This window comes from Variovorax sp. H27-G14, from assembly GCF_046156345.1.
In the GTDB taxonomy this organism is placed as follows: domain Bacteria; phylum Pseudomonadota; class Gammaproteobacteria; order Burkholderiales; family Burkholderiaceae_C; genus Variovorax.
In genome coordinates this window covers 199,769-214,172 of record NZ_JAYLVN010000005.1, presented here as the reverse complement: position 1 = coordinate 214,172, position 14,404 = coordinate 199,769, and the positions used below count along the sequence as shown (strand labels likewise).

The window sequence follows — 14,404 nt, the reverse complement described above, 5'->3', positions numbered from 1 at the left end:
ACGTTCCATGCTCGACAACATTGCAAGCGACTTTCCCGAACACACACCCCGCCCCACCGGCGCGCCCCAGGCGCTCGCAGGCATCAAGGTGGTGGACTTCACGCACTTCATCGCAGGCCCGTTCGCCACAATGATGCTGGCCGACATGGGCGCCGATGTGCTGAAGATAGAAGCCCCCGGGCGCGGCGACGACTTTCGCCAGTACCCGCCGGTGCACCCCGACCTGGCGCAGGGCGCGCCCTTTCTCTGGTCGAACCGCAACAAGCGCAGCGTGGCGCTCGACCTGAAAACGCCCGAAGGCCTGGAGGTGGCGCGCGCGTTGGCCGCCACGGCCGACGTGGTGGTCGAGAACTTTTCCAGCGGCGTGATGGCGCGCTTCGGGCTCGACTACGACAACATCCGCAAGACCAACCCAGAGGTCGTGTACTGCTCGGTGTCGGCCTATGGCCGCGAAGGCGCGTTTGCCGACCGACTGGGCTTCGACCCCATTGCGCAGGCCGAAAGCGGCTTCGTGTCGATGAACGGCTATGCCGACCGCCAAGGCGTGCGCGCGCTGTCGCCGGTGATGGACATCAGCACGGCCATGATGGCGTGCAACGCGATCCTTGGCGCGCTGGTGGCGCGCGAGCGCACCGGCCATGGCCAGTCGATGGAGGTGGCGCTGTTCGACAACGCGGTGCTCATGACCGGCTACGCGACGCTGCAGCATGTGTTCAGCGGTGCCGAGCCCCAGCGGCACGGCAACACCAGCCCCGACACCTGCCCTTCGAGCGTGTTCGAGGCGCAAGACCGCTCGTTCTATATCAACAGCGGCAACAACAAGATCTTTCAGCGGCTGATGGCGCAGGTGGTCGAACGGCCCGACGTGGCGAACGACCCGGCCTTTGCGACGGGCCGCGACCGCTCGGCAAGGCGCGAGGAACTGTTCGCGCTGCTGGGCGAAGCCTTTGCGAAGCAACCGTGGGCGCACTGGCAAGCGCGCATGCGGGCAGCCGGCGTGCCGTGCGGTGAGGTGCGCACGGTGGGCGAGGCCATTCGATCGCCCGAGGCGCGCGAGCGCCAACTGGTCACGCGCATTCCGCACCCCGCGGTGGGCTGGGTGCCCAACATGGCACTGCCCATTCGCTACGCGCGTACGCCCATCGCCGACCCGGTGGCGGCACCCACCGTGGGGCAGCACACGCACGAGGTGCTGCGCGAAGCACTCGGCTACGGCGACGAGCGGCTCGCCGCGCTCGCGCAGGCCGGTGCCTTCGGCCCGCCCGCAGTGCGGCAAGAAACTGCCGGCACGCCCGCATGACCCAACGATCGCTCCGGGGCCGCGTGGCCGTCGCCGGCATCGGCGAGACCACGTACTACAAGCACGGCCAGTCGCCCGACGCGGAGTTCAAGCTCGCGCTGAAAGCCATCCTGGCGGCGTGCGCGGACGCCGGCCTCGATGCGCGCGAGATCGACGGCTTTGCGTCGTACAGCGACGACCGCAACGACGCCTCGCGGCTGGCCGCCGCGCTGGGCACGCACCGCCTGCGCAGCGCCACCATGCAATGGGGTGGCGGTGGTGGCGGTTGCTGCGCGGCAGTGGCCAATGGCGCGGCGGCCATCGCGGCGGGGCTGGCCGATTGCGTGGTGGTGTTCCGCGCGCTGGCGCAGGGTCAGCACGGGCGCTTCGGCCAGGTGACGGGCATCGACACCGTGTCGGGCGAAAAGGCCTACCTGATGCCCTACGGCGTGCTCTCTCCGCCGCAGCGCTTTGCCATGCGCGTGCGCCGCTTCATGCATGAGCACGGCGTGCGGCAAGAAGCACTGCGCGCCATCGCGCTGGCCTCCTACCACCATGCGCAGGCCAACCCGCGCGCGGTGATGCACGGCAAGCCGCTGGACGCCGCGACCTACGACGCCTCGCGCTGGATCGCCGAGCCCTTTCATCTGTACGACTGCTGCATGGAGAACGACGGCGCCGCGGCCATCGTGCTGGTGGCCGCGGAGCGCGCGAAAGACTTCGCGCACAAGCCCGCCTATCTGCTGGGCGCGGCCAGCGGCGCGGGCCACCGCGCGGGTGCCGGCCCCCACAATGCGCCGCGCTATGGCAGCGCGAACTTCGACACCGTGGCGCCCGACCTGTACGCCATGGCCGGCATCGCGCCCGCCGACGTGGGTGTGGTGCAGAGCTACGAAAACTTCACCGGCGGCGTGGCGATGGCGCTGGCCGAGCACGGCTTCTTCAAGCCTGAGGAAGCGAACGACTTCCTCACGCTCGACAACCTCATCGCGCCCTCTGGCCGGTTGCCGCTGAACACCAGCGGCGGCAACCTGGCCGAGTGCTACATCCACGGCTTCGAGCTGGTGCTGGAGGCCGTGCGGCAAGTGCGCGGCACCTCCACCAGCCAGGCGGTGCGCAGCGACGTGGCCCTGGTGATCGGCGGGCCGATGGTGTCGCCGGTGAGCAGTCTCTTGCTGGCATCGGAGAACGTGCTGTGAACGACACGACTGCAACACCCTACCTTCCGACGGGCCTGCCGATTCCGGTACCGGAACCAGATGGCCTGTCCGCGCCTTACTGGTCGGGCCTGCGCGAGGGCCGCCTGCGCGTGCAGCATTGCGCCACATGCGGCACCTGGCAGTTCGGCCCTGAATGGCTCTGCCACCACTGCCATGCCTTCGACCCCGCATGGGAAGACGTGGTGCCGCGCGGCCGCATCTTCAGCTGGGAGCGCGTGTGGCATCCGGCGCATGCGGCGCTGAAAGGGCACGGCGCGTACCTTGTGGTGCTGGTGGAGTTGCCGCACGCCGGCGATGTGCGCATGGTCGGCAACCTGCTGGGCGACCCGATGCAGGAGGTGCGCATCGGAGCGCAGGTCGAAGGCGTGTACGAACACCATGCCGATGCGCAGCCGCCGTGCTCTCTGCTGCAGTGGCGCCTGCACGAGGAGAGCGCGGCATGAACGGACCGCTGAGCGGCCTGAAGGTGGTCGAGTTCGCCGGCCTGGGCCCCGGCCCCTTCGCCTGCATGCTGCTGTCCGACATGGGCGCCGACGTGGTCACCATCGACCGGCCGGGCCGCAAGCTCGGCGACCGCACCGACATCACCGGGCGCGGGCGCAGCGTGGTGCTGGCCGACCTGAAGCAGCCGGCATCGCGCGAAGAGGTGCTGCAACTGCTGGCCAGCGCCGATGTGCTGGTCGAGGGCTTCCGCCCCGGCGTGATGGAGCGCCTGGGCCTGGGCCCCGACGTGGTGGCGGCGCGCAACCCGCGCCTGGTCTATGGGCGCATGACGGGCTGGGGCCAGCACGGGCCGCTTGCGCAGGCGGCCGGCCACGACATCAACTACATCGCGCTGACCGGCGCGCTGCACGCCATTGGCCCTGCGGGTGGCGCGCCGGTGCCACCGCTCAATCTGGTGGGCGATTACGGCGGCGGCAGCCTCTATCTGGTCGTCGGCATCCTCGCGGCCTTGCACGAGGCACGGCAGTCGGGCCGCGGCCAGGTGGTCGATGCGGCGATCACCGACGGCGTGAACTCGCTGATGAGCCTGTGCGCGACCAGCGCGATGCGCGGCACTTTCACCGAGGTGCGAGGCAGCAATGCGCTGGACGGCGGCGCGCCGTACTACGGCACGTACGAAACGGCGGATGCACGGCACGTGTGCATCGGGCCGATCGAGCCGCAGTTCTTTGCCGACCTGTGCAAGCGGGTGGGTGTGGCGCCGGCGCTGCGTGGTGCGCAGCATGACCGCGCGCAGTGGCCCGCGCTGCGCGCCGAGTTGGAGCGCATCTTCCACATGCGCACGCGCGACGAATGGACTGCGTTGCTCGAAGGCAGCGATGTGTGCTTTGCGCCGGTGCTGGCGTTGAGCGAGGCGGCGGCGCATCCGCATCAGCTTGCGCGTGAAGCCTTTGTCGATGTCGAAGGCGTGAAGCATCCGGCGCCCGCGCCGCGCTTCTCGCGCACGCCATCGGCGATTCAGGGGGCGGCGCCTTCGCATGCGCAAGCGGTGGCGGATGTGCTCGGGCGTTGGGGTGGGGTCAGCGGCGCTTGAGCGTGACCGTTTCAAGCACCGGACGAGTTGGCAAATTTGCGGTGTTCGACGGACAGGCCATCCTGACTTCTATCGGATCCGAAAAAATTTGCAGCCAAAGCTCCATTTTTTGCCGTATCCAATAAAACCGGCTTGCGATTCATCCCCCCGAATGGTCAGGCGAATGCGCCGCGAGAAGATCCGCGACCGACAACACGGGGGACGTTTTTACGGGCTGCATTGTTCTAGGCGCTGTTGTTCAGGGCGCGTGCACAGGCCGCCGGGTACTCCCCTCCGCGAATGTCCCCCGGCCTGCGGCCTCCTCCTTTATTTCGCTGCGGGGAGCACCCGACGCCCTGTGCACCTGGGCACGCTCTGGGTGATCGCACGATCAGCCACTGCTCTGTCCAACGCTCACGTCGATGGGGTGCCTTGCGCAGCGAAATAAAGGAGGAGGCCGCAGGCCGGGGGACATTCGCGGAGCAAGGTACCCCGTCGGCGTGGGCGTCGCCCTGAACAGTTCCCGAACAGCGCCCCTGAAAACGAACGAAGCTATGAGCGCTACCGCACAGACCCGAAGGCGCCAACCTGCGACAGTGCGCGCCACACCCCCGCTACCGAAAGATCTTCACGATGTCCGATGCTCCCTACTTTCATGACGCTTCAGGTTCTGTCCGCTTCTGGGTCGGCACCGACGGCGGCCAGGCGGTGAGCGCGAGCATCGGCAGGGAGGCGCTGCGCTACCACTTTCGCACCGCCGAGAGCGCCGACGCGCTGGAAACCTTCGGCCAGCACGTGGCCGAGATCGAGGCCGCGGTACTGCGGCGGCTGGCCACGGGTTCGACGGAACCCGTGATGCTGCGCGAACACGACATGCGCAGCCCCGCGGTCTAGCGCCGCGCCTGCGCACCAAGGCGCGCGGCAACGCCCTCGGCCGAAGGACAAGCAAAAGCTCAAATGCACAACTGGTGCGGCAGCAGCCGGTCGGTCTCGCGCTTGACCACTTCATAGCATTCGCACACCTGGCGCTCGAGCCCCGGCCGGTCGAGCACCGTGATGTGGCCGCGCGCGTACTTGATGAGGTTCAGGCGCTGCAGCTTGCCCGCCGCCTCGGTCACACCCTCGCGCCGCACACCCAGCATGTTGGCGATGAGCTCCTGCGTCATCACCAGCTCGTTGCCCGGCAGGCGGTCCAGGCTCAGCAACAGCCACCGGCAGAGTTGCTGCTCCAGCGAATGGTGCCGGTTGCACACGGCAGTTTGCGACATCTGCGTGATGAGCGACTGCGTGTAGCGCAGCAACAGGTGCAGCAGCGGCCCGCCCTTGTCCGTCAGCGCCTTGATGTGCGTGGCGCCCAGCCTGAAGGCGTGGCCAGCGCTCTGCACCACCGCACGGTTGGGCGTGCTGCCCCCGCCCATCAGCAGCGACACCCCCACCATGCCCTCGAAGCCGACCACCGCGATCTCGGCCGACTGCCCGTTCTCCAGCACATAGAGCAGCGACACGATGCTGTCGGTGGGGAAAAACACGTGCTGCTGCACCACGCCCGACTCATAGAGCACTTCGCCCAACTGCAGCGGCACCCGCTCCAGAAACGGCTGCATCCGGGCCATCACTTCGGGCGGAATGACGCTCAGGAGGCTGTTGCGTGCAACAGCCTCGGGCAAGGAAGACAAACGCGGAGGCAATGCCATGGCGGGGAGCAGTTTCAAAGTTTCCGTGATTCTGCGGCGCAAGCCGGCTTGCGCGCGCTGGCGCCTGGACATGTGTCAAAGTCCGGCCCAGACTCCTGCACCGCCCCCATGGCGAAACTGCCTCGTGCCCAAACGCCCCTCCATCACCTTCAGAACCATGGCCTTCGTGGCCATCGTGTGCCTGAGCCTGCTTGCCCTGGACGCATGGAACAGCTGGCATTCGCGCACCGTGCAGCTCGAGGAGATGCACACCGAGGCCTCCAACCTCGCGCGCGCCATGGCGCAGCAGGCGGACGACACGCTCAAGGAGGCCGACACGGTGCTGGTCGGCCTGGTCGAGCGCATCGAGCATGACGGCACCGGGCCGGACGCGGTGGCACGGCTTCGCACCGTGCTGTCCACGCGCGTGGCCGAACTGGCGCAGCTGGACGGTGTGCACGTGTACGACGAAGCCGGCGAATGGATCGCCAACTCGCGCCACACGACGGCGTCGGAGAACCTGAACAACGCGGACCGGGAGTATTTCGTCTTTCACCGCACCCACGAAGAACGCGGCCCGCACATCGGCATTCCGGTGAAAAGCCGCACCAACGGCAAGCTGCTGGTTCCGGTGTCGCGCCGGCTCAACCACCCGGACGGGAGCTTTGCGGGCGTGGCGCTCGCCACCATCGACCTGGACTTCTTCACCCGGTTCTACGACAGCCTGGACATTGGCGAGGCAGGCGCCGTGGCGCTGGTGCTCGACAACGGCACCATGCTGATCCGTCGCCCCAACACGCCCGGCACGGTGGGGCGGGACATGCGCGGCACCGACCTCTTTCGCGCCTACGCGACGCAGGGGCCGGTCGGCGCCGCCTACATCACGTCGGCGCAAGACGGTGTGACGCGGCTGAACAGCTTTCGCAACCTGGCGCACTACCCGCTGTTCGTGGCCGCGGCGCTGTCCAAGGACGAGATTCTGGCGAGCTGGTGGCGCGAAACGCTGTGGCACTCGGGCGGCGTGCTGCTGCTGGCGGCCATCGTGGGCTTCTTCGGCTGGCGGCTGGTGAAGCAGATCGAGCTGCGCACCCAGACCGAGGCCGAACTGCGCCGCGCCCGCGACGCGCTCGAAACGCTGAACAAGACGCTCAACACGCTGGCCATGGAAGACGGCCTCACCGGCCTGGCCAACCGCCGGCAGTTCGACGCCACGCTGGACACCGAATTCAGCCGCGCGCTGCGCAACGCCAGCACGCTGGCGCTGATCCTGCTCGATGTGGACTGCTTCAAGCAGTACAACGACATCTACGGCCATGCGGCGGGCGACGAATGCCTGCAGACCATCGGCCGCACCATCGCCCACCTGACCCCGCGCCGCCCGGGCGACCTTGCGGCGCGCTACGGCGGCGAAGAGCTCGCGGTGCTGCTGCCCGACACCAACGTGGCGGGCGCGGTGGTGCTGGCCGAACGCATCCGCCGCGCGGTGCGCGACCTGGCCATCGAGCACACCGGCACCGAGGGCGGCTTCGTGACCCTGAGCGCCGGCGTGGACGCGTTCAGCCCGGTGCCGGGCGTGGGCCTGCCCAAAGAACTGATCCGCTCGGCGGACAAGGCGCTGTACGTGGCCAAGACGGCCGGTCGCAACCGGGTGTGCACCAACGACGACGCGACCACGTCTGACGGCTGAACTTTGGCGCCACCCGACGTTGAGGCCACGCTGCCGCCTCAGCGCGGCTGCTGCTGCGTGGTGCAGTGAATGCCGCCACCGCCGGCGGCAATGGCGTCGATGTCCAGCTGCACCACCTCGCGCCTTGGAAACAGGTCGCGCAGCAGCGCACGCGCGTTGCCGTCGGCCCGCGCGTCGCCGAACTGCGGCGCAATGACCGCGCCGTTGCACACATAGAAGTTGATGTAGCCCGCCGCGAACTCACGCGTCTCGAAGGCCTTGCGCACGCTTTCCGGCCCCTTGAGCACCTCCACGCGCAGCCGCTGGCCGCGCGCGTCGGTGGCCTGGCGAAGAATCTCCAGGTGGCGCCGGGTCACGGCGTGGTCGTAGGAGGCGGGGTCGTCGTCCAGGCCCGCCACCACCACGCCGGGCGCGGCAAAGCGCGCATAGAAGTCGGTGTGCCCGTCGGTGATGTCGCGCCCCGCAATGCCCGGCAGCCAGATGATCTTGCGCAGGCCCAGCAGCCGCTTGAGCTCGGCCTCGCAGGCCTCCTTGCGCAGGCCGCGGTTGCGGTTGGGGTTGAGCACGCAGCTCTCGGTGATGAGCGCGGTGCCCGCGCCGTCCACCTCGATGCCGCCGCCCTCCAGCACCAGCCGCGTGCGCAGGCGCTGCACCTCGGCCGCGTCGCTCACGTAGCCGGCCACCTCGGCGTCGTAGCCGTGCGACTGCTTGCCGCCCCAGCCGTTGAAGTTGAAGTCCACGCCGCCCGAGGCGCCCGCGGCGTTGCGCACGAACACCGGGCCGGTGTCGCGCATCCAGAGGTCGTCGATGGGCTGCACCTCCAGCTGCACGCGGCTGCCGCACAGGCGCGCGGCCAGCTCCTGCTCGTCTTCGCGCACCAGCATGCGCACCGGCTCGAAGGCCGCAATGGCGCGCGCAATGCCGCCCAGGTGCTCGCGCGCCGGCCCGAGCAGGCGCTGGCCCCACACCTCCTCGCTGGGGCCGAAGGCCATCCAGGTGGCGCGGTGCGGATCGGCCTCGTCGGGCATGCGCCAGCCTTCGGACGCGGCATCGGTCGTGGCCGCCGAGGCGGTGGGTGCGCCCAGGGAGGCGAAGGGCACCACTGACAGCACGGGCGCCAAGGGTGAGAGCGGCGCCATCGGCGCCAGGCTCAGGCCGCCCAGCAGGCGGCGGCGGGTCGGGGAAAAACGCATCTCGGGCTCCTCGAAGCATGGCGCGTTCATGCGGGCTGCGGCGGCGTCGATGCTATCCCTCCCTCGCGACCATCTGCCCGCCGCCTGCGGTAAGCCGTCCCCGGCTTCGTCGGCTCGGGGTGCGTGTGGACGCAGCTGCCAGCAGGCCGAAGCAGGTGTTTTCGTGCGCTTGAAACAGCTCGGCGATGGCTGAACGCCACACAAACCGACGCGCGCCCCCGTCCGACAACACGTAACAGAAGGCTTGCAGCACAATTCCGGGCTTCGAGAAACTTACACCCCGAGATCGCGATGACCCTGGACGACCTGTTTGCCGACAGCCATTTGCTCCCCACGGTGCCCAAGGTGGTGTTCGACCTCATCGAGTTGCTGCGCGACGAAGACGCCGCCGTCGGCACCGTCGCTCGCAAGATCGAGCTCGACCAGGTGCTGACAGCCAAGGTGCTGCGCCAGGCCAATTCCCCGTATTTCGGCATTCGCCGCAAGATCTCGTCCATTCAGGACGCCATTCAGCTGCTGGGCTTTTCCTCGATCCGCTCGCTGGTGGTGAGCTCGGGCCTCACGGGCACCTTTCAGAAGGTGGAGGGCGTGAACCTGCCGATGTTCTGGTCGCACAGCCTGCGCGTGGCCTCGGTGGCGCGCTATCTGTCGGGCAAGACCCGGCGCGTCGACCAGAGCCTGGCGTTCACCGTGGGCAGCATGCACGCCATCGGCCACCTGATCATGGCCGGCGCCATGAAGGAGCAGATGGCCGCGCTGAACGCCGCGCATCCCTTCGACAGCATGGGCCGCCTGGAGGTCGAACAGCAGGCGCTGGGCTACCACTACGGCGACGTCAGCGCCCGGCTGGCCGCCCGCTGGGACTTTGCGCCCGAGTTCATCAGTGCCCTTTCAGGCTTTGCCGACCCCATGGCGCTGGAGCCGCAAGACCCACTGGCCAATGTGCTGCACCTGGCGGTGTGGCGCGTGGCGCTGGAGCGCGAAGGGCTGGTGATCGGCGAGGCGCTGCACGTGTGGCCGGCCCAGTCGGCAGAAGCCATCGGCCTGTCGGAGGCGGTGGTGCAAGAGATGCCGGCGCCGCGCGAGCTGGCGGCGGACCTGGAATCGATGATCGCCTGATCGCCTGATCGGGCTTACCGCTTTATTGGCCAGGCCGCGGCCATCCCGTTCAAAAGGGTTGCAGCCGACACGACCGACCGAGGTTGCTTTCATACTGTTTTGCCAGCAGAGTAGACGCCCCCGAGGGGGCTGCCCCTCTTTCTGCTCAACGTTGGAGGACAACGCCATGGAATACGACATGGTCAAGGTCGAAGAGGCGCTTCTGGCCTTGCTCGGCGTCTTCGAGTTCGAGAACGGCCGCGTGTGGAAGAAATATGACTTCTCGGTGATGGACGCCCTCCACGACAAAGGCTTCATCACGCAGCCGCACAGCGCAAAAGAGTCGGTCGTGCTGACCGACGAAGGGTTGCGCCTTGCCAAGGAACTCGCGGCCAAATACTTCCAGGTGAATGCGGCGGGGCCCGAGCATTCGTAGCCACGCTGCCGCAAGCGCATTTTTCAAAGTCGCGCTATGGTTCGCTGCCGCCCCACGGCGAACCCCCACATAAAAAGGCACGGCCCATGATCGACCTCCAAATCAACGGCCAGTCCGTTGCCGTCAACGCTCCCGACGACATGCCCTTGCTCTGGGCATTGCGCGATATCGTCGGGCTTACCGGCACCAAGTTCGGCTGCGGCATTGCGCAGTGCGGCGCCTGCACCGTGCACCTCGACGGCCAGCCCGTGCGCTCCTGCGTACTGCCGGTCGGCAGCATCGGCAAAAAAGCCATCACCACCATCGAAGCCATTGCGCAGACACCCGCCGGCCAGAGCATCCAGAAGGCCTGGCTCGACGTCGACGTGGTGCAGTGCGGCTACTGCCAGTCCGGGCAAATCATGTCCGCCGCCGCGCTCATTCAGCGCACCCCCAACCCGAGCGACGCCGACATCGACATGGCCATGTCGGGCAACGTCTGTCGATGCTGCACCTACTCGCGCATCCGGGCCGCCATCAAGCAGGCGGCCACGGGCAAGCCGGAGGTGCTGCAGTCGGTGATGACGATGCCGGCCCGGAGCGCGTCATGAGCGCGGCCACCGGAATCAGCCGCCGCGCCGCACTGCAGGCCGGCGGCCTGGCGCTGGCCTTCACCTGGGTGGGCGGCAGCAAGGCCTTTGCGGCCATCAGCCCGCGCCAGCAACCGGCCGATGCCGCCGCCGCGCTGGCGGACGGCAACCCGGCCTTCGCGCCGAACGCCTTCATCCGCATCGACGCCGATGGCGGCGTGCGCCTGGTGATGCCGATGGTCGAGATGGGCCAGGCCATCTACACCGGCTCGGCCATGCTGCTGGCCGAAGAGCTGGGCGTGGAACTCGACCAGGTGCGCGTGGAGCATTCGCCGCCGAACGAGGCGCTGTACGGCATGCCGCTGCTGGGCGGCCAGATCACGGGCGGCTCGACCAGCACGCGCGGCACCTACGCCGTGCTGCGCGAGGCCGGTGCCGTGGCGCGCACGCTGCTGGTGGCGGCCGCCGCCGCGCAGTGGAAGGTCGAGCCCGCGAGCTGCACCGTGGCGCGCGGCGTGGTGAGCCATGCGCCGAGCAACCGGCAGCTGGGCTTCGGCGCGCTGGCCGGTGCCGCCGCCAAGCTGCCGATGCCCGAGAAGGTGGCGCTGAAGGAGCCGAAAGATTTCAAGCTCATCGGCCAGCCGCTGCGCCGTGTCGATTCGGCCGGCAAGGTCAACGGCAGCACGCAGTTCGGTCTGGACGTTCGCGTGCCGGGCATGAAGGTGGCCACGGTCAAGGCCTGCCCCACGCTGGGCGGCGTGCTGGCCTCGGTGGACGACAAGGCGGCGCGGGCCATTCCGGGCGTGATCGACGTCATTCGCATCAAGGACGCGGTGGCCGTGGTGGGCGAGCATTTCTGGGCCGCCAAGCGCGGGCTGGACGCACTGAAGATCCAGTGGACGCCGGGGCAGAACGCCGCGCTCACCACCCAGCAGCTGCGTGCCTCGCTGACCAACGCGCTGGCCAAGGACAAGGCCATCGTCGGCAAGGAAACCGGCAAGCGGCCCGAAGGCACGCTGGTGCAGGCCACCTACGACCTGCCCATGCTGGCGCACGCCACCATGGAGCCGCTGAACACCACGGTGCATGTGCGGCCCGACGGGTGCGAGATATGGGTCGGCACGCAGGTGCCCACGCGCTGCGTGAGCGTGGCCGCCAAGATCACCGGCCTGGCCGAAGACAAGGTGGTGCTGCACAACCAGTACCTGGGCGGCGGCTTCGGCCGGCGGCTGGAGACCGACTCGGTCGAACAGGCCGTGGCCTTTGCCAAGCAGGTGCCCTATCCGCTGAAAGTGGTGTGGACACGCGAGGAAGACATTCGCCACGACATCGTGCGCCCGATGTACCACGACGACATCTCGGCGGTGGTCGACGGCGACGGGCAAATCCTCTGGTTCGGTGACCGCATTGCGGGGGGCACCGTGCTGGGCCGCTGGGCGCCTGCCTTCATGGGCAAGGACGGCATGGACGGCGACCTGATCGAGTGCGTGGCCGAGCCCTGCTACGACCTGCCCAACCTGAAGGTCGAGTGGGTGCGCCACGACATGCCGGCGGGGCTGAACGTGGGCTGGTGGCGCGGCGTGGGGCCGACGCACAACCTGTTCGTGATGGAGAGCTTCATCGACGAACTGGCGCAGCGCGCCAAGAAAGACCCGGTGGCCTACCGCCGCGCGATGCTCAAGAAGAACCCGCGCACGCTGGCGGTGCTCGACCTGGCCGCTGAAAAAATCGGCTGGGGCAAGGGCACGCTGCCTGCGCGCGTGGGACGCGGCGTGGCCGTAGGCGACCCCTTCGGCAGCCGCGTGTGCGCCATGGTCGAGGTCGAGGTGACGCCGCAGGGCGAGGTGCGCCTGCGCCGCGCGGTGGTGTCGCTGGACTGCGGCATTGCGGTGAACGCAAGCTCCGTCGAAGCGCAGATTCAGGGCGGGCTGCTGTTCGGCCTGAGCGCGGCGCTGTTCAGCGAGATCACGCTGCGCGACGGTGCCATCGAGCAGAGCAACTTTCACGACTACCGAATGCTGCGCATCAACGAGTCGCCACCCATCGAAGTGCACACGGTCAAGAGCGGCGAAGCCCCCGGCGGGCTTGGCGAAGTCGGCACCGCCATTGCGGCGCCGGCGCTGGCCAACGCGATCTTCGCGGCCACCGGCGTGCGCCTGCGCGCGCTGCCGGTGAACCGCGCGCTGCTCGCGCAGGACAAGGAGGCGATGAAGAAAAAGATTGCCGATGCCCCGCAGGCAGCGCAGGACGAAAGGAGCGCGGCATGAAGCGGTTCCTCAAGGTGGTGGTGGCGCTGTTCGTCGTTGGCGTGGCGCTGTACTTCTTTCTCAACCGCACCGACAGCTCCGAGGGCGAGGCGCCGGTGCTGGCCGGCGCGGCGCCCGATGCGGCGCTGCTGGTGCGCGGTGAATACCTCACCAAGGCGGCCGACTGCATCGCCTGCCACACCGTGGCCGGCAAGGGGCAGCCCTTTGCAGGCGGCGTGCCGTTCGTGCTGCCCTTCGGCACGATCTATTCGTCGAACATCACCGCCGATGCGGCCACAGGCATCGGCGGCTGGAGCGACGACCAGTTCGTGCGCGCGGTGCACGACGGCGTGCGGGCCGACGGCAAGCGGCTTTACCCGGCGTTTCCGTACACCTCGTACACGGCGCTCAGCCGCAAGGACGTGCTCGCCATCAAGGCCTACCTGTTCAGCCTGCCGCAGGTGAACCAGCCGAACAAGGAGGCCGATCTGGGCTTTCCGTTCAACCAGCGCTGGGCCATGGGCTTCTGGAACGCGGCCTTCTTCAAGAGCGAACGTTTCGAGGCCGACGCGTCCAAGCCCCTTGCATGGAACCAGGGCAAATACCTGGCCACCGCGCTGGGCCACTGCGCGGAGTGCCACACGCCGCGCAACTTTGCCTTTGCACTGGAGCAAAGCAACAACCTCGCGGGTGAATCCATTCAGGGCTGGCGCGCCTACAACATCACCTCGGACGCGAAGAACGGCATCGGCGCCTGGAGCGACGCCGACATGGCCAGCTACCTCACCACCGGCCATGCAGACGGCCGCGGCTCCGCGTCGGGCCCGATGGGCGAGGCGGTGGAGCACAGCCTGCAGCACCTGAAGCCCGAGGACACCGCGGCGCTCGTGAGCTACCTGCGCACCGTGCCGGCCAAGACGGGCAAGGACCCGATCGATATCGACCCCAAGGCACCCTGGGCCGTGGCGGCCAGCGCCGCGGCGCCCGCGGCCAACACGGCCGAGGGGCACGAGCAGGGGCTGAGGCTGTTCGCAGCCGCATGCGCCAGTTGCCACCAGTGGAACGGGCAAGGCCAGCAGACCAACTTCGCGTCGCTGCTGGGCACGCGCGGCGTGAACGACGCGGGCGGCGCCAACGTGACGCAGATGATTCTGCAGGGCGTGAACATGCGCGTGCACGAGCAGGAGGTCTACATGCCCGCCTTCGGCAAGGCCTACACCGACACCGAGGTCGCGGCGCTCGCCAACTACGTCATTGCGCAGTTCGGCAACAAGCAGGGCACGGTGACGCCGGAGTTCGTGGCCAAGCAGCGCGCGCAATAGCACTCGGGGAAAACGTCATTGCGGCACCGCGCCGCTGCATGCCTCATGCCGGCCGAGTCCCACCCAGGCTCGGCCGTACTTTTTTGCAAAACGATGCGCCTGCCGTCAAGACAGCCGGCGCGCATACGGTGAGGATCGCGCGAAACCGAGGCCCGCCACCCCGCG

The 14,404-nt window shown here is 68.4% G+C and carries 13 protein-coding genes; 11 read left to right on the top strand and 2 right to left on the bottom strand.

Translation table 11 applies throughout. From position 1 onward, the window contains the following. The first annotated feature begins 7 nt into the window (after positions 1-7). From VLK31_RS16260 to VLK31_RS16240, 5 genes are all read left to right on the top strand, one after another. Entirely contained in the window at positions 8-1,300 is a 1,293-nt protein-coding gene (locus VLK31_RS16260) for a CaiB/BaiF CoA transferase family protein (RefSeq protein ID WP_409169447.1), read from the top strand. After that, positions 1,297-2,478 (top strand): thiolase C-terminal domain-containing protein, encoded by a 1,182-nt coding sequence (locus VLK31_RS16255; protein ID WP_409169446.1) that lies wholly within the window; start codon positions 1,297-1,299, stop codon positions 2,476-2,478. Before VLK31_RS16260 ends, VLK31_RS16255 begins: the two co-directional genes overlap by 4 nt. Further along, complete coding sequence (locus VLK31_RS16250; RefSeq protein WP_409169445.1) at positions 2,475-2,942, top strand: Zn-ribbon domain-containing OB-fold protein; 468 nt, start codon at positions 2,475-2,477, stop codon at positions 2,940-2,942. Before VLK31_RS16255 ends, VLK31_RS16250 begins: the two co-directional genes overlap by 4 nt. Next, the gene (locus VLK31_RS16245; protein WP_409169444.1) at positions 2,939-4,036 is read left to right on the top strand and encodes a CaiB/BaiF CoA transferase family protein; all 1,098 of its coding nucleotides are present in this window, start codon (positions 2,939-2,941) and stop codon (positions 4,034-4,036) included. Before VLK31_RS16250 ends, VLK31_RS16245 begins: the two co-directional genes overlap by 4 nt. Positions 4,037-4,648: 612 nt before the next feature. Beyond that, positions 4,649-4,909, top strand: a complete 261-nt coding sequence (locus tag VLK31_RS16240; RefSeq protein ID WP_409169443.1) for a DUF1488 family protein — start codon at positions 4,649-4,651, stop codon at positions 4,907-4,909. A gap of 59 nt (positions 4,910-4,968) precedes the next feature. Here the strand turns inward: VLK31_RS16240 and VLK31_RS16235 are convergent, their stop codons facing one another. Then, the gene (locus VLK31_RS16235) at positions 4,969-5,709 is read right to left on the bottom strand and encodes a Crp/Fnr family transcriptional regulator (protein WP_409169442.1); all 741 of its coding nucleotides are present in this window, start codon (positions 5,707-5,709) and stop codon (positions 4,969-4,971) included. A 124-nt stretch (positions 5,710-5,833) separates the two neighbouring features. Between VLK31_RS16235 and VLK31_RS16230 the strand changes: the two genes are divergently transcribed. Continuing rightward, positions 5,834-7,375, top strand: coding sequence for a diguanylate cyclase (locus tag VLK31_RS16230; protein WP_409169441.1), 1,542 nt, complete (start codon positions 5,834-5,836; stop codon positions 7,373-7,375). 38 nt (positions 7,376-7,413) lie between these two features. Here the strand turns inward: VLK31_RS16230 and VLK31_RS16225 are convergent, their stop codons facing one another. Further along, complete coding sequence (locus VLK31_RS16225; protein ID WP_409169519.1) at positions 7,414-8,403, bottom strand: agmatine/peptidylarginine deiminase; 990 nt, start codon at positions 8,401-8,403, stop codon at positions 7,414-7,416. 456 nt (positions 8,404-8,859) lie between these two features. Between VLK31_RS16225 and VLK31_RS16220 the strand changes: the two genes are divergently transcribed. From VLK31_RS16220 to VLK31_RS16200, 5 genes are all read left to right on the top strand, one after another. Next, a complete protein-coding gene (locus VLK31_RS16220; RefSeq protein ID WP_409169440.1) occupies positions 8,860-9,687 on the top strand; it encodes an HDOD domain-containing protein in 828 nt (275 codons plus the stop codon). A 166-nt stretch (positions 9,688-9,853) separates the two neighbouring features. Further along, positions 9,854-10,102, top strand: coding sequence for a DUF6429 family protein (locus VLK31_RS16215; RefSeq protein WP_409169439.1), 249 nt, complete (start codon positions 9,854-9,856; stop codon positions 10,100-10,102). Between the two features lie 86 nt (positions 10,103-10,188). Next, positions 10,189-10,692, top strand: coding sequence for a (2Fe-2S)-binding protein (locus VLK31_RS16210; RefSeq protein WP_409169438.1), 504 nt, complete (start codon positions 10,189-10,191; stop codon positions 10,690-10,692). After that, entirely contained in the window at positions 10,689-12,938 is a 2,250-nt protein-coding gene (locus VLK31_RS16205) for a molybdopterin cofactor-binding domain-containing protein (RefSeq protein WP_409169437.1), read from the top strand. Before VLK31_RS16210 ends, VLK31_RS16205 begins: the two co-directional genes overlap by 4 nt. Continuing rightward, positions 12,935-14,239 (top strand): c-type cytochrome, encoded by a 1,305-nt coding sequence (locus tag VLK31_RS16200; protein WP_409169436.1) that lies wholly within the window; start codon positions 12,935-12,937, stop codon positions 14,237-14,239. Before VLK31_RS16205 ends, VLK31_RS16200 begins: the two co-directional genes overlap by 4 nt. The last annotated feature ends 165 nt before the right edge of the window (positions 14,240-14,404 follow it).

Excerpts from the sequence above, each read along its gene's own strand:
- VLK31_RS16260 (WP_409169447.1), top strand. The coding sequence starts at position 8 with ATGCTCGACAACATTGCAAGCGACTTTCCCGAACACACACCCCGCCCC.
- VLK31_RS16255 (WP_409169446.1), top strand. The coding sequence starts at position 1,297 with ATGACCCAACGATCGCTCCGGGGCCGCGTGGCCGTCGCCGGCATCGGC.
- VLK31_RS16245 (WP_409169444.1), top strand. The coding sequence starts at position 2,939 with ATGAACGGACCGCTGAGCGGCCTGAAGGTGGTCGAGTTCGCCGGCCTG.
- VLK31_RS16240 (WP_409169443.1), top strand. The coding sequence starts at position 4,649 with ATGTCCGATGCTCCCTACTTTCATGACGCTTCAGGTTCTGTCCGCTTC.
- VLK31_RS16235 (WP_409169442.1), bottom strand. The coding sequence starts at position 5,709 with ATGGCATTGCCTCCGCGTTTGTCTTCCTTGCCCGAGGCTGTTGCACGC.
- VLK31_RS16225 (WP_409169519.1), bottom strand. The coding sequence starts at position 8,403 with ATGCCCGACGAGGCCGATCCGCACCGCGCCACCTGGATGGCCTTCGGC.
- VLK31_RS16220 (WP_409169440.1), top strand. The coding sequence starts at position 8,860 with ATGACCCTGGACGACCTGTTTGCCGACAGCCATTTGCTCCCCACGGTG.
- VLK31_RS16215 (WP_409169439.1), top strand. The coding sequence starts at position 9,854 with ATGGAATACGACATGGTCAAGGTCGAAGAGGCGCTTCTGGCCTTGCTC.
- VLK31_RS16210 (WP_409169438.1), top strand. The coding sequence starts at position 10,189 with ATGATCGACCTCCAAATCAACGGCCAGTCCGTTGCCGTCAACGCTCCC.
- VLK31_RS16205 (WP_409169437.1), top strand. The coding sequence starts at position 10,689 with ATGAGCGCGGCCACCGGAATCAGCCGCCGCGCCGCACTGCAGGCCGGC.
- VLK31_RS16200 (WP_409169436.1), top strand. The coding sequence starts at position 12,935 with ATGAAGCGGTTCCTCAAGGTGGTGGTGGCGCTGTTCGTCGTTGGCGTG.